This is a genomic window from Flavobacterium sp. 5 (assembly GCF_002813295.1).
Taxonomy (GTDB): Bacteria; Bacteroidota; Bacteroidia; order Flavobacteriales; family Flavobacteriaceae; genus Flavobacterium.
Genome location: NZ_PHUE01000001.1, coordinates 4,720,080 through 4,735,674, shown reverse-complemented (window position 1 = coordinate 4,735,674; position 15,595 = coordinate 4,720,080). Strand labels below are relative to the sequence as shown.

Here is a 15,595-nt window from a genome sequence, read left to right as displayed (position 1 = left end):
ACATGAAAACAAAACACATATTAGTAATACTTATAATTAGTCTATTTTGGGGATGCGAAAGTCTAGACACTCCACTAGTTGATAAAGAATCGGATCTTTCCTTTTGGGATAAACCTGAAGACGCTCTTAATGCTTTGAACAGTTGTTATCCTGATCTTTATGGTGCAGAGCAATTCATTTTTACCGAATCGCTTTCTGACAACTCTTATACAAAAAGTAACAACGGATCATTAGTTCGTGATGTAGCTAACGGAAGTTATGGTACTTCGGCTTCACTTATCCGTGATGTCTGGAATGCAAGATATGCTGGAATAAAACGTTGCAATATTTTATTAGACAACATTGGCAAAGTTCCTGGCATAAGTGCTGAATTAAAGAACAGATATATTGCCGAAGCAAAGGCCATTCGTGCTTTTCACTATTTTATTTTGATGAACAACTTTGGAGATGTTCCTTTAGTTACTAGACAAATAAGTATTGAAGAATCGAGAACTATGCCCAGAACTCCAAAAGCGGAAGTATTACAATTTATTTTGAATGAATTAGATTTTGCAAAAACACTTCCAAATTCGTACCAAGACTCAGAAAAAGGTCGTTTTACAAAAGGAGCAGCAATGGCATTAAAAGCAAGAGTTTTACTTTGTGAAAATCGTTGGCAAGAAGTAGCTGATATTTGTAATGCAATTATAAACAATAAGGAAGCTGGAAATTTAGATTTATTTAATGGAACCTATGCCGATTTATTTAAACCTGAAAACAAAGATAATATTGAAGTGCTCTTAAATGTAGAATTTATGCCAATCAACAGAGAGCAAGGAATTCAATATTATTTGATTCCACCTTCTCTAGGCGGGTATGCAGCGATTTCACCTAGTCAAGAATTAGTAGATGATTATTTACTATTAAATGGTAAAACAATCGCAGATCCAAGCTATAACGAATTAACTCCATATGCAAATAGAGATCCTCGTTTGGATGCTACTGTAATTAGAGATGGTTCTAAAGTTGAAAACCCTGACGGAAGTTTTAGTACCATAAATACTAATTTAGGAACAGGAGATGATGCAATAAACACTTCCTCTAATTGTACTCCAACTGGATATTATGTTTCTAAATTTTATGACAAAACGGCTCGAAACATGCTTAATTCAGGATCAAATCTTATCCTTATCCGTTATGCTGATGTACTATTAATGTATGCTGAAGCTAAATCAAAATTAAACCAATTTGGCGCAAATGAATGGAACCAAACCATTAAAAAATTACGCTTAAGAGCCGGATTTTCAAATGTAAATGCATTAGACTTTCCAACAGTTTCAAATACAGAAATGGACGAAATTATTCGCCGTGAGCGTCGTTCCGAATTAGCAATGGAAGGCTTACGGTTAATGGACTTGAGACGTTGGAAATCTGCTGAAGTTGTTCTAAACGGCTGGTTACATGGCATAAAAACCAACGAAGCCCCATCGATAGATAACGGTTATATCCGTGTGGACAATAGAGTTTTTGATAAAACAAAACATTATTTGTGGCCTGTGCCTCAATCAGAAAGAGATTTAAATAGTAATCTAACCCAAAATCCAAATTGGTAAAAATATAAATTTTATGAAAAAGAAAATTAACAGATTACTTAGCCTTATGGCCATCATACTATTGATGAGCTGTAGTGAAAATTATGAACTTCAAATTGGTTTTGATGCGCCAGAATCATTACTTATACCAACAGCAAATCAAGTTGTTGCTATAGACTTAGAGAATGGGACTCCAACGAAATTCGAGTGGACAAAATCTAATTCTTATTATGGTGGAGTTGTGATATATGAAGTTGCTTTTGATAAAGAAGATGGAGATTTCACTGATCCTTTATTCAAAATTTTTTCGAATGGTGGCGGTGGTGATAATTGGTTATCACTAACACCTAAACAATTAATTGTCATAGCCAAACTAGCCAATATAGGTATCGATTCTGAAGGAACAATTAAATGGAAAGTAATTGCTTCTCAAGGCGGAGAAAGAAAAGAGACCAAAGAAATAAGAACTCTAAAATTAAAACGTCCTGCAGGAATAGCCGAAATCCCAAATGAATTATTTATTTATGGATCTGGATTTGAAGCCAAAAACATTGACAACGCAATGCAATGTAAAGAAATAGAAGATGGTGTTTTTGAAATTTTTGCATCATTATCTAATGGTGACATAAAACTTTGCAATTCAGCTAATGCAGATAAAGTTTACTATATCCTTGACAGTAATAACAAAATGATTGAAGCAGAAAATGAAACAGGAATTACAATAAACGGTACAGGAAAAGCATATAGAATTATTGTTGATTTTAATTTGTTAACCATTAAAACAACCGAAATTAAATCTATCAAAATGATGCGAACTTGGGAATATGAGCTTGGAGATTTAGCTTATATAGGAAACCACAAATTCGAAGTAAAGAACATTGCTTTACCATTCTATCATGATTGGGGATATCCGGAAGAGCGTTATCGTTTTTGGGTAAACACAAATGACGGAAAAGAAATCTGGGGAAGTCATTTAAATGACCAGATGAATGCTTCAAATATACCAGGATTAGCTGCTTTTAATACTCCACCTGATGGAAGTGAACCTGCTGAATATTATAATATCTACAATTTAGCAGATATTCCAAGCCCTGGACAAAATCCAGACTGGATCGGTATGTACAAATTACCTAAGGGTTCTGAAAACAAACATGCCAATGTGATTATTGATATGTCTCCTTCCGGAGACTATAAACACTATGTAAATATAATTGATTAATAAATATAATTGGCTGTTTGTCAACAGGAAACAGCCAATATTAAAACCTATAGGTATGAAAAATCTACAAAAATCAAGTCTATTATTACTTTTCCTTTTAATCATATCTTGTACGGAAAACACAGATAATGAATTAACACATACTGATCCTACGACACCAGTAGAAACCATTAGTTATAAAGAAAAAGCAAAACAAACTTTTGATTTAGTTCAACAAAATTATAAAATAAGCAGTACTGGTTTGTATTTAGAAAATTTTCCGAAACAAGCTGGTGATAGAGAATCTTCTTATCTATGGTCACTAGATGGCCTTTTATCTGGTGTAAATCAATTAAAAGCGATTGGATATAAAGATCAAGTATTGAATGCTCCCTTTCTAGCTTTAGAAAAATATTATGATACTCAAAGATTGCCAACTGCTTATCCTGCTTTTCCAGTTCAGTATGGTTTAGATGATCGTTTTTATGATGATAATGCTATAGTTGCACTTGATTTAATTGAGGATTATCAAATTACAAAGAATGAAGCATCTTTAGATCGTGTTAAGAAATTAGTAGAATTTAGTTTAACAGGTGAAGATAATGTAGCTGGGGGCGGAATGTATTGGGTCGAAGAATATAGATACAAACCTGAAAATGATAATTGTATGAAAGCTGTTTGCGCAAGTGCTTTTACGACAACTTATCTACTAAAGTTATATCAGATTACAAAAAATGATGAATATCTAAAATTCGCCAAAAGAATTTATGTATGGTTAACAGCTAATATGAAAGATCCGGTTGATAATCTTTTTTGGAATGATATTAGAATAAGAGATAGTTATATAAATAAAACAAAATGGACTTATAATTCTGGTGCCATGATTACTAATAATGTTTTGTTATATGAAATTACAAAAGATGAAACGTATCTTACCGAAGCTCGAACCATTGCTGCATCTTCATACACTGTTTTTACACGAAGAGTAGATAATCAATTATTTTTTCCTGATCATGATTCTTGGTTCAATGTATGTCTTTTTAGAGGATATTTAGACCTGCTTAAACACGATCCAATCGCTCAAAATTACGTTAATACTTTTATAAGCAATGCAGATTACGCTTGGGCGAAAGCTAGAAATAGTTATGGATTGTTTTATGAAGACTGGTCTGGAATTAAACCAGGAAGAGATAAATGGTTATTACAACAAGCAGCATTAATTGAAATTTACGGGCGTATCGCACTATTGAAAGGAGAAACAGAGTAATGAAAAAATTAGTAGCTCCCTTTATAATTTGCCTTTTGTTTTCTATACAAGCCTACAGTCAAAATAAACAAGGTGAATCGTATCAAGTATATAAAAACAGAGCCGAATCATTTTATGATTTAGTCTACAATCTATATTATTTACCAAAATATAATTTGTTTTCGGAGTATTATCCAAAGAGCAATGATCTGAATGTAAATTATTTTAATGACGGTCAAAAATCTGTAAAGGAGGTTTCGTTCTTATGGCCTTTTAGTGGCATGACATCTGCCATTAATGTGCTTTATAAAATTGATCCAAAAAAATACAAGGCGTCATTAAAAAATTTAATAGAAGCTCAAAAATTATACAAAGATACTAAACCTACTGGATACCAGGCATATCCTCCTCAGTTTGAAAAATCAGATCGTTATTATGATGATAATGGATTAGTTGGTATCGATTATATTGAAGCCTATAAAAATACCAAAAATCCTAATTATTTAAATGATGCCAAAGAAGTGTTTAAATTCATCATAAGCGGATGGAATTCAGATCTTGAAGGGGGTGTCACTTGGCTAGAAGGAGTCTATGATCAAAAACCAGCTTGCTCTAATGGAAAAGCAACTGTGTTAGCTCTAAAAATATATGAACAAACACATGATAAATATTATTTAGATTGGGGCTTAAAGTTTTACAATTGGATGTACACCCATCTAAGAGCAGAGGAAAACATTTATTGGAATGATATGAAAACAGCCGACAGATCAGTTTTAAAAACTGCTTGGACATACAATACGGGTACAATGTTACAGGCGGCAGTTAGCTTATACAAAATTACAGGTGACAAAAAGTATTATAATGAAGCACATTTATTAGCTGAAGGTTCTTATATTTATTTTGGAAAAAAACAACCAGATGGACGTATTTCAATTCTTGATAACGCATGGTTTACTACCGTTTTATTTCGTGGTTATGAAGATTTGTATTCCGTTGATAAAAATTCAAAGTATATTGATACTATTATCAAAAATCTTGATTTTGCCTGGGCAAAAGGTCGTGACGAGAATGGGCTCCTTTTTAGTAACTGGAATGTAGAAAAGGAAGAAACTAAAACACCAAAATGGTTACTAGATGAAGCCTGTATTATCGAACTATACGCTCGGATCACACTATTGAAAAAATAAATCATCCTAAATTACCTGATATGAAAAAGATTTTAAGAATATTATTTATAACCCTAAGTTGCATTTCATGTACTACTTATGGGCAAAAAGACAGAAAAAAATTATCAGATTATGTAAATCCTAATATAGGAACAGCGCATAGCCGTTGGTTTTTTTATACCCCAGCCGCAGTTCCTTTTGGTTTGGCCAAACTGGGACCTTCTACCAATGCACATCTCGGTAATGCAAATGGTTGGGAAGCGACAGGATATGATGATAGAGATACTTCTATTGAAGGCTTTGCATGTTTACATGAATTTCAAGTCGGAGGAATTGTTCTTGCTCCTTCAGTTGGAAAGCTACAAACCATACCTGGCAGTCTGGAAAATCCAGACGAAGGGTATCGATCCAGATTTGATAGAAAAGATGAATCTGCAACTTCTGGATATTACTCCGTTTTGCTAAAAGATTACAATATAAAGGCAGAACTTACCGCTACAAAAAGAGTCGGATTTCAGCGTTATACTTTTCCAAAATCATCTGAATCTCATATTCTTTTTGATATTGGTAACAGACAAGGAGAAAGCGGTGCTGTAAAAGATGCTAAAGTTACTTTTACGGAAGATGGCAGAGTAGAAGGGTATGTAATTACAACTCCAGAATATGTAAAAAAATACCAAGAAGGTGCCAATGTAGCGATGTACTTTTCTGCGGTTTTAGACAAAAAACCAAAAGAATATGGCGTATTTAAAAAAGGTGAAATAGTCGCGGGCAAAAAAGAAATTGATGGAATTGGAGCTGGTTTATACCTTACTTTCGACACCAAAGAAAAAGAGTCGATCACAGTCAAAATCGGGTTATCATACACATCAATTGCTAATGCTCGATTAAATCTTGAATCTGAAGCAAAAAACACCGATTTTAATACTGCAAAAAACAATGCTCTTATTACATGGAATCAAAGTTTAGGAAGAATAACTGTTGAAGGAAAAAATGAAACCGATAAAGTTAAATTTTATACAGGACTATATCATGCCCTTTTAGGAAGAGGATTATCCAGTGATGTAAATGGAGCTTACCCAATGAACAATGGAAAAATTGGTCAAATACCTCAAAACGCAGATGGAACTTCAAAATATAATTCTTATAATACAGATGCTATTTGGGGAGGATTTTGGAATTTAACTCAATTGTGGGCATTAGCATATCCAGAATATTATGCAGATTGGGTACAAGGTCAATTACTTGTTTACAAAGATGCTGGCTGGTTAGGAGATGGTATAGCAAACAGTAAATATGTTTCTGGTGTTGGAACAAATTTCACAGGATTAGCGATTGCTTCAGCTTATAACTGTGGTATTCGCAACTTTGACGTGAACTTAGCTTATGAAGCCGCATTGAAAAATGAAATTACCTGGCAAAACCGAATCGAAGGAGCTGGAAAAATGGATTTGAAACAATTCGTAGAACGTGGTTATTCACCACATATTGATGATATTGGTTTCAATACAGTAACTGATGGTTCAGGGTTTTCGGCCTCGCATACTTTAGAATATTCCTATAGCTCTTTTGCTGTTGCTCAATTTGCTAAATCATTAGGAAAAACAAATGATTATGAGCAGTTAATGAAATTATCAAAAGGTTGGGAATTACTATACGATTCAGAAACTAAATTTATTAGACCAAAGGATGCTAACGGGAAATTTATCCCAAATTTTGATCCATCACAGCCTTGGAGAGGTTTCCAAGAAGGGAATGCATGGCAATACACTTTTTATGTTCCTCACGATGTCGAAAAATTAGTTGAAACTCTTGGCAAGAAAACCTTTAATGATAGATTAGAAACGATTTTCGAAGTATCTCAAAAGAATGTTTTTGGGGGCGGAACAAAAATTGATGCTTTCGCAGGTTTATCAGGATTCTATAATCATGGAAATCAGCCTAACTTACATATATCATGGTTATTTAATTTTTCTGGCAAACCGTATCTTACTCAAAAATGGGTGCATGCAATATGTGATGAATTTTATGGTACAGAAGGAATTCATGGCTATGGTTATGGGCAGGACGAAGATCAAGGGCAATTAGGAGCATGGTATGTAATGTCCTCAATAGGGTTATTTGATGTAAAAGGACTAACAGAAATGAATCCATCGTTTCAAATAAGTAGCCCGTTATTTGACAAAATAACTATTAAATTACCTAAAGCATTAAACAGAAAAGATTTTGTAATTGAAGTTCAAAATAATTCTAAAAAGAATGTTTATCTTCAAAAAGCAACTTTAAATAATAAAGATATAGAACATTTAAAATTAGATTTCAATGACATCATAAAAGGAGGTACTATTAAAATGTCTGTAGATGCAAAACCAAGTCAAAAATGGTCTAACTAAATCTTATTTTAAATATTAAAAAAACACAATTAAATTATAAATACATGAAAAATAATTATTTATCAAGTGTTCTCCCAGTACTCTTCGGCTTCTTTATAATGGGTTTTTGTGATGTAGTAGGAATTACTTCAACACATGTAAAAGCAGATTTTGGGTTAAGTGATACTATGTCGAACATGATTCCAGTAGCTTTATTTTCAATGTTTTTACTTTTTTCAGTACCAACAGGAATTTTAATGAATGCTATTGGTCGCAAACGTACCGTATTATTAAGCAATGTTATCACCATTATTGCCATGTTTTTACCACTAATTGGTTATACATTTACAATATGCCTGATTGCTTTTGCCTTACTTGGAATAGCTAATACTATTTTACAGGTATCTTTAAATCCATTATTAACCAATGTGGTACAAGGAGACAAACTGTCTTCAAATATTACCGCAGGTCAGTTTGTAAAAGCCATTTCATCTTTCTGTGGTCCTTTTATTGCGGCTTATGCGGCTACACAATTAGGAAATTGGCAATATATTTTTCCAATTTATGCTGTTATAACATTAATTTCTACTGTATGGTTAATGGCAACACCAATTCAGGAAGAAGTATCAATTAATAAAGTCAGTTCCTTTCTAAGTGTATTTAGTCTTTTGAAAGATAAAAGCATTTTAATTCTGTTTTTAGGGATTGTATTTTTGGTAGGGATTGATGTCGGTGTAAATACAGCTGCACCTAAAATCCTAATGGAACGTTGTGGAATGAGTACTATTGATGCTAGTTATGGAACGAGTATGTATTTTGCTTTTCGTACTGCAGGATCTTTTATTGGTGTATGGTTGTTAGCAAAATATTCTCCGAAAGTTTTCTTCAAAATAACCACTATTATAACTGTATTAGCCTTGATTACACTTGTTTTTATAACAAATCAGGCAGCTATTTTTTCCATTTATGCAGTCATTGGTTTAGCTATTGCTAATGTTTTTTCAATACTGTTTTCAATGGCACTTCAATCGCGTCCTGAAAAGGCTAATGAAATTTCTGGGTTAATGATTACAGGAGTTTTTGGAGGTGCAGTAATTCCTTTTGTTATGGGAATGGCTTCAGATACTTTCGGATCACAAGTTGGTTCAGTAGTTATTATTTTATTGTGTGCTGTTTATCTTTTGTACTGCGCATTTGCAGTGAATACCGAAAAAGCATAAGTCATAATTAAATACTTTTTTTCTTTTAAAAATAAAAATATGAATTTCAATATATCGAATACCACAGAGAAAAAAGTTGTTTTTGAACAAATTGCAGCTGAATTAAAAAAAGAAAATTTTACAATCATAAAACAAGATGATACCAGACCTTGGGGAGGCTTTTTTGTAATTGATGAAAATCAGGCAGTAGAATTTGCAGCTAAATTTTTTCCTCATCTTGATCTGGAAAATATTAAAATTACAAACAAATTAAGTCCAAAGTTTTTGGTGGTTGCACCTAATAAAAGATTATCATGGCAATACCACTTCCGAAGAGCTGAAATATGGAAAGTAATTGCTGGAATTGTAGGAGTAAAAACTAGTCCTACAGATGAAGAAGGTGAAATTCAAGAACTTGCTCCTGGAGCATTTATACAATTAGAAAAAGGGGAACGCCATCGATTAATAGGATTAGATTCATGGGGAATAGTAGCCGAAATTTGGCAGCATACCGACTCAGAAAATCCATCTGACGAAGATGATATTGTTCGTCTGCAAGATGATTTTGGGAGATAAAATTAATGTTTTGAAGGTTTGCTATTCATTGACAATTATTATAGGCTGTTTTTATTGATAATATAGGAATGTTTTCTCTTGAAATGCTTAAATTTGAGTATTAAATTAAAACCTATGAAAAACAAAATGATCCTTGTTTTGCTTGCCTCCGGAGGAATAGCTTTCTCTCAGACCGTTAAAAAACCGTTAGTTTCAGCAATTACAGAAAAAGATCTTAAAACTGATATGTATCAAATGGCTGGAGATCACTTTAATGGTCGTGAAGCCGGAACTTTGGATGAATTAAAAGTATCTATGTGGCTGGCAAATAAAGCCAAAGAAGCTGGAATGCTTCCTGCAGGTGATGATGGAACTTATTTTCAGTTTTTTGATTTATACAGGCATCAGGTTACGGCCAATACAAAGTTTAAGATTGGTACAAAAGAATATAAATTATGGAGTGAAGTTCTTGTAGCGGAAACTACAAATATAAAAGTGGAAGCGCCTTTATTGTATTTAGGTGCAGCGACAAAAGAAGAAATAGAGAAAGCTGATATAAAAGGGAAAGCAGTTGTTTTGTTAGCTTCGAAAGAAGGAATTGCGGATGAGATTACACTTTTTGACAGGCGTTATCCCGGTCTTGTAAAAACTAAATACTATGATCTTTTAGTCCAAAAAGGAGCTTCGGCAATGATTATGGTTGCTGATAAACTAGGAGAGGAGAGCTGGTCTCAAGTTGAACCACAAATGACTAGAGGTATTTACGGAATTGAAGGTCTGCGTGAAAAAATTAGCTCCACTATGCCTGTTTTTTGGGTACATGGTGATCAATTAGAGTATTTAAAAACAACCAAAGATCTTTTATCTACAGAAGTTGTTTCTGAAACTTATAAATATCCATCTGTAAATGTTGTTGGAACGATACCGGGAACTGATGCGAAATTAAAGAATGAATATGTTCTCTACAGTGGTCATCAAGATCACGATGGTGTGAGACAAAAATATGGTAAGGATTCCATTTATAATGGAGCAGATGATAATGCGAGTACTTGTGTAGCCATGTTAGCCATTGCAAGAGCGTATAAAAAACAACCTGGAAAAAGAACGGCATTATTTGTTTTTCATGGCTCAGAAGAGCGTGGTTTGCTGGGTTCCAGATGGTATGCATCGCATCCAACTGTTCCTGAAAAAAGTATTGTAGCTGTTTTAAATGGAGATATGATTGGGAGAAATAATGTAAATCAAGCTGCTTTATTAGGTTCAAGTTCACCGCACGAAAACTCTTCAGATTTGGTTGCGATTGCTAAAAAAGCAAATGACGAAGGTCCAAAATTCGATTTAGATAAACTCTGGGACAGACCAGAACATCCAGAGTATTTTTATTTCCGTTCCGATCATTTACCGTATGCTAAAAAAGGAATTCCAGCAGTATTTTTCACAAGTGTACTGCATAGTCAATATCACACACCAATGGATGAATCTGAAAACATTGATTTCTTGAAACTACATAAAATGACAGAATGGATGTATCGTACCGGCTGGATTTTATCAAATGATAGTGGTCGTCCTAAAACATTGCCTGATGTGAAATTGGAGAGATAATAACATTTCATAAGCGTTTACAAAGGTTAGAGTCTCTAGATTCAAATCTCTCATTGCTCACAAAAAACTCCTTATTAAATTAAGGAGTTTTTTTTATATAAGTATTTTTCGATTCTAACTAAGCCACTCTGTACTGAAAGTACAGCCGTTTGTTTTATGATTTTTTTTTATCTGAGTTTTGATAATCTGTTGGGAATAATGTACTGATCTCATTTAACAGCTCGAATTCATCTATTGGAAATAACTGCAGGGCGATTCCCAGTATAAGACCAACGTCAATTGGCTTACTTTCAATCGTACTTGGCATGTCGGGTGCTTCATGGTCTAAAGCAACAATGAAGATTTTTAGTAGATTTCTAATAACTGCGGACAGTTCGTAATAATCATACACTCTTATTTGTGCTGTATGAATATTGCTTTTGCCATCAACTGGTTTCAAAGTATTGAGATAAGCTGCAGTTAATCCCTTAATAGTCTCCAGGTTCTTAATTTCATCTGTTTCCATGATCATTGTATTTTAGGTTAGTTATTATATCGTTGTTATCAATGATAAAACTTTATGTTCATTGCTTTTAAGTTATTGATCCGCCTTATTCTTTGCATCCTTTATAAGCATTTGATGTATCTCTTCGAGTACTTCAGTTTCTGCGCGGGGGAAAAACTGCAAGGCTAATTCCATTACTGATCCAATATCTAAATCTTTATTATCCAACGCATCCGTGTGAACAACGTGTAAACATAATTTGATAAGACTTTCTCCAACTCTAATCATATCTGAATATCCTGAAACTTTTATTTTTAGAATGTAACCGTCGTAAATACTTTCTGCTGGTTTTAGCTTTTCAAAATGAGAAGAAGCAAAATCTTTAAACTCTTCTAATGTTGTAATTTCATTTGTTGCCATTACTTTGTCTATTAAGTTCAAGAGTCTCTAAACGTTCTAATTCGGATTCTATGAGTCTGCAGGCTCTTTCGTGGAAAAGATTGCTTCTTTTCTCTAGAAACTCGGTATCTACGATACATGATTTTTTTAAATTGACCCACCGAAGTGCACTAGTATTCGCTTTTAATAAATCAAAAAGTCTTTTATCTTCAATTGTAGTTCGCGGGAAGAGATCAGAGGCCAGTGGTGTGAATATTTCACAGAGATCAAATAGATATGGCAGTGAAAAATGATCAGGACGATAACCTAAGAACACATCAATGAGTCCAAGGCAGGTTTGTTCTATAGCAATATGCATCATAGATTCCTGAACAAATCCATAATCCGTATAGTCAACATGACGTAAGCTTCTCAAAAAAGTTTCAGCCACTATATTTCTGTTGTTCCAATGGGAACGGAGATACTTTATTTGGCGTTTTGGTGTTTCATCGAAAGCTATGTTTGGAGGCACATTTTCATGTTCATAAATTTTATTGCCTTTGGTTATAACCTCATGATAGAAATACAATTGATGTGGTGCAAGATGTTGTACTGTTGTTGCTTTATGCAGTAACAACGTAACCGTGTAACGTCCCTCAGTTTTAGTCTTTATTATATCGCTAATATCTGTGACCGCATTTATAACGTATTCATTGGCAAAGACCAATATATAGAAATGGGTATGCTCTTCCTGAACAGAAGCAGTTTCCTGAAATGGGTTTTGAACCGTTTGACTTTGCTTTTTTTCTCCGAAACAGTAAATACCACTTGTACTAATGCTCTCCATAATGATTTCACTAAGCATTTGTAAACCTAATTTGTCGATTGTTTTCATAATTTCTCTTTTACACGTTAAACCTTACTTTTAATTTGTATTTTTGTTTATGACCTGCAAGTAAGTGAGCGATTGTACCGTACCGAACTAATTACAATTGTATCTTACCAAAGCGAACTTGTTTTTTACCAAAATTATTTTTTACAACCAATTTTAGATACCTTTGAGCTATGAGCACAGCAACAAAACCAAAACATATTGGCAGAAATATTGGCCGAATTAGAGAACTTAGAGGGATGAAACAGGAAGCGTTGGCGACAGCAATAGGAGTAATCCAGCAATCCATTTCTAACATTGAGGCAAGTGAAACTATTGATGAAGAGAAACTAAAAGTAATTGCTGAAGTTTTAGGTGTTTCTGCAGAAGCAATTAAAAATTATAGTGATGAAACTGTATTAAATGTTATCAATAATACTTTTACAAGTCATGATAATTCGACACTTAATGCGGTCAATATCCAACCTAATTTTAACCCTCTTGATAAAGTGGTTGAATTATACGAACGTTTAGTTCAGGCTGAAAAAGAAAAGGTTGAATATTTAGAGAAATTACTGAAAGAGAAATAGTTTTAAAAAAAATAATTAATTACAAGAAAGGGACCTGTTAAGGGTCTCTTTCTTGTTTTTGGACAATTTCTTTTTGTAACATAAAGCTTTTCAAAGAAGTACATCTCGTTTGATATCACATTTAATCATTCTAACTAAAAAAAACATATTATTGGTTTATAAATTTGAATAACTCTACAAAAATATTTATTAGGATGTTTAAATATTTTATATATCTTTGTAAAAAAATTGAAACACTCTACAAAATAGTTTAGATGCAAAAACAATTAAAAGATATTGCTACTATTAAGTTTGGGTTTTATGTAAAATCTCTTGAAAAAGGTTTTGCTAAATACTTGCAAGCTAAAAATTTTGATGATTTTGGCAATCTCCAAAGTGATATTGATTCCTTTGTAAATTTAGACAATAAAAATGAAAGCCATTTATTAGAAGATGGTGATGTGCTTTTTGTGGGTAAAGGTTTTAGAAACTTTGCCTGGACTTACAATAAAGCAATGGGTCCTGCAATCGCTTCATCAATATTCTATGTAATAAGACCAAAAAAAACTAAAGTAAATCCAGAGTATATTGCAACACTTTTCAATTCGCAAAAATACCAAAGTCAGTTTCAAAGTATGGGTGCAGGCAGTTCCATTCCTTCTATTAGAAAAGGAGAGCTAGAAAGTATTATAATTGATGTGCCAGATTTAGATTTACAAAACAAAATTGCCACAATCAGTGCTTTACATTCGGAAGAAATTAAATTATCAAATCAAATTATAGAAAATAAAAAAGCCTTGTTTCAAGGTATAATTAATAAAATTGTAACAGGTCAGTATGGAAAATAAAATCACGCAAAAAGAAATAAATCAAATCGTTTGGAAAGCTTGTGACACTTTTAGAGGTGTATTAAGTAGCGGACAATACAAAGATTATGTATTAACAATGCTTTTTGTGAAATACGTTTCTGATGTTTGGAAAGATAAAAAGAACTTTTATGCCGAAAAATACAACGGAGATACAACACGTGTTGAAAGAGCTTTGGCTAATGAGCGTTTTAAACTTCCAGAAAATGCCACTTTCGAATTCTTATTTGAAAACAGAAACGAACCTAATTTAGGTGAATTAATCAATACTTCATTAGAACGTATTGAGGATGCCAACAGAAGTAAATTGGACCGTGTTTTCAGAAGTATTGATTTTAATTCTGAAAATAATCTAGGACAAACTAAAGACAGAAACAGAAGACTAAAAAATCTATTAGTTGACTTTGCTGCAATGGACTTACAGCCTTCACATTTAGATGGTAATGATATTATTGGTGATGCTTACGAATATCTTATTTCGATGTTTGCAGGAGAAGAAGGCAAGAAATCGGGCGAGTTTTATACACCTAGCGAAGTATCTACACTTTTAGCCAAATTATTAGACCCACAACCAGGAGACAGAATATGTGATCCCGCTTGCGGAAGTGCATCATTATTAATAAAAATGGCAAAAGAAGTAGGAAGCAATAACTTTGCTTTGTACGGTCAAGAAGTAAACGGAAGCACTTGGGCATTGGCTCGAATGAATATGTTTTTGCACGAGATTGACGATGCTACTATAGAATGGGGAGATACTTTAAATAATCCTCGTTTATTAGAAGGAGATAATTTAATGAAGTTCAACATCGTTACCGCAAATCCTCCATTCTCGTTAGACAAATGGGGTGCGGAGACTGCTATTGCTGATATGCACAACCGTTACCACAGAGGCATTCCTCCAAAAAGTAAAGGCGATTATGCGTTTATCAGTCATATGATTGAAACAACTTATGAAGATACAGGACGTGTTGGGGTTATTATGCCACACGGTGTTTTGTTTCGTGGTAGTAGCGAAGGCAAAATTCGCCAACAATTAATAGAAGAAAATCTTTTAGAAGCGGTTATTGGATTACCTGCCAATTTGTTTTTTGGAACAGGTATTCCAGCATCTATTTTAATCTTTAACAAAGCCAAAGAAAATAATACAGATGTTTTATTTATTGATGCAAGTAAAGGTTATGAAGCAGGAAAAAATCAAAATAAACTGCGTGATAACGAAAAAGTAAGTGACATTAATAAAATCGTTACTACTTATGTTGATTTTAAAAACGCAACTCCTTTAACTTCTGAAAACGGTGTTGTAGTAGAAGATAAATATGCTTTTAGAGCAACCATCAAAGATTTACAAGATAACGATTATAACCTTAATATTCCTCGTTATGTAGATACTTTTGAAGAAGAAGAAGCTATTGATGTTAAAGCAACACAACAAACTATTCTTTCATTAAAAAATGAATTGGTTGCCGTTGAATACAAAATGAAACAATATTTAGTGGAGTTAGGATTTTAATATGGAAA

At 33.2% G+C, this 15,595-nt stretch carries 14 protein-coding genes; 11 read left to right on the top strand and 3 right to left on the bottom strand.

Going from position 1 to position 15,595, the window contains the following annotated elements:
- The first annotated feature begins 2 nt into the window (after positions 1 to 2).
- From CLU82_RS19820 to CLU82_RS19785, 8 genes are all read left to right on the top strand, one after another.
- Entirely contained in the window at positions 3 to 1,592 is a 1,590-nt protein-coding gene (locus tag CLU82_RS19820; protein WP_100845093.1) for a RagB/SusD family nutrient uptake outer membrane protein, read from the top strand.
- A gap of 13 nt (positions 1,593 to 1,605) precedes the next feature.
- Entirely contained in the window at positions 1,606 to 2,790 is a 1,185-nt protein-coding gene (locus CLU82_RS19815; protein ID WP_100844731.1) for a SusE domain-containing protein, read from the top strand.
- 55 nt (positions 2,791 to 2,845) lie between these two features.
- On the top strand, positions 2,846 to 4,036 hold the full coding sequence (locus tag CLU82_RS19810) for a glycoside hydrolase family 76 protein (RefSeq protein WP_100844730.1): 1,191 nt from the start codon (positions 2,846 to 2,848) through the stop codon (positions 4,034 to 4,036).
- Complete coding sequence (locus tag CLU82_RS19805) at positions 4,036 to 5,202, top strand: glycoside hydrolase family 76 protein (protein WP_100844729.1); 1,167 nt, start codon at positions 4,036 to 4,038, stop codon at positions 5,200 to 5,202. Before CLU82_RS19810 ends, CLU82_RS19805 begins: the two co-directional genes overlap by 1 nt.
- Positions 5,203 to 5,222: 20 nt before the next feature.
- Positions 5,223 to 7,574, top strand: a complete 2,352-nt coding sequence (locus tag CLU82_RS19800; RefSeq protein WP_100844728.1) for a GH92 family glycosyl hydrolase — start codon at positions 5,223 to 5,225, stop codon at positions 7,572 to 7,574.
- Between the two features lie 44 nt (positions 7,575 to 7,618).
- Positions 7,619 to 8,773: a sugar MFS transporter gene (locus CLU82_RS19795; RefSeq protein ID WP_100844727.1), complete on the top strand. Its 1,155-nt coding sequence runs from the start codon at positions 7,619 to 7,621 to the stop codon at positions 8,771 to 8,773.
- Positions 8,774 to 8,812: 39 nt separating this feature from the next.
- On the top strand, positions 8,813 to 9,328 hold the full coding sequence (locus CLU82_RS19790) for a phosphoheptose isomerase (RefSeq protein ID WP_100844726.1): 516 nt from the start codon (positions 8,813 to 8,815) through the stop codon (positions 9,326 to 9,328).
- Between the two features lie 114 nt (positions 9,329 to 9,442).
- Complete coding sequence (locus CLU82_RS19785; RefSeq protein ID WP_100844725.1) at positions 9,443 to 10,909, top strand: M28 family metallopeptidase; 1,467 nt, start codon at positions 9,443 to 9,445, stop codon at positions 10,907 to 10,909.
- A gap of 154 nt (positions 10,910 to 11,063) precedes the next feature.
- On the opposite strand, the gene CLU82_RS19780 is transcribed toward CLU82_RS19785, so the two are convergent.
- From CLU82_RS19780 to CLU82_RS19770, 3 genes are all read right to left on the bottom strand, one after another.
- Positions 11,064 to 11,414, bottom strand: coding sequence for a hypothetical protein (locus CLU82_RS19780; RefSeq protein ID WP_100845092.1), 351 nt, complete (start codon positions 11,412 to 11,414; stop codon positions 11,064 to 11,066).
- Positions 11,415 to 11,486: 72 nt separating this feature from the next.
- Positions 11,487 to 11,813 carry a hypothetical protein gene (locus tag CLU82_RS19775; RefSeq protein ID WP_100844724.1) on the bottom strand — a complete coding sequence of 109 codons (327 nt, stop codon included), beginning with the start codon at positions 11,811 to 11,813 and terminating at the stop codon, positions 11,487 to 11,489.
- Positions 11,800 to 12,666 carry a hypothetical protein gene (locus tag CLU82_RS19770; RefSeq protein WP_100844723.1) on the bottom strand — a complete coding sequence of 289 codons (867 nt, stop codon included), beginning with the start codon at positions 12,664 to 12,666 and terminating at the stop codon, positions 11,800 to 11,802. The genes CLU82_RS19775 and CLU82_RS19770 overlap by 14 nt, the downstream gene beginning before the upstream one ends.
- Before the next feature lie 170 nt (positions 12,667 to 12,836).
- On the opposite strand from CLU82_RS19770, the gene CLU82_RS19765 reads away from it, so the two are divergent.
- The 3 genes from CLU82_RS19765 (at position 12,837) to CLU82_RS19755 (ending at position 15,587) form a co-directional block, all read left to right on the top strand.
- Positions 12,837 to 13,232: a helix-turn-helix domain-containing protein gene (locus CLU82_RS19765; protein ID WP_100844722.1), complete on the top strand. Its 396-nt coding sequence runs from the start codon at positions 12,837 to 12,839 to the stop codon at positions 13,230 to 13,232.
- A gap of 254 nt (positions 13,233 to 13,486) precedes the next feature.
- Complete coding sequence (locus CLU82_RS19760; protein WP_100844721.1) at positions 13,487 to 14,059, top strand: restriction endonuclease subunit S; 573 nt, start codon at positions 13,487 to 13,489, stop codon at positions 14,057 to 14,059.
- Positions 14,049 to 15,587 carry a type I restriction-modification system subunit M gene (locus CLU82_RS19755; protein WP_100844720.1) on the top strand — a complete coding sequence of 513 codons (1,539 nt, stop codon included), beginning with the start codon at positions 14,049 to 14,051 and terminating at the stop codon, positions 15,585 to 15,587. Before CLU82_RS19760 ends, CLU82_RS19755 begins: the two co-directional genes overlap by 11 nt.
- Positions 15,588 to 15,595: the final 8 nt, after the last annotated feature.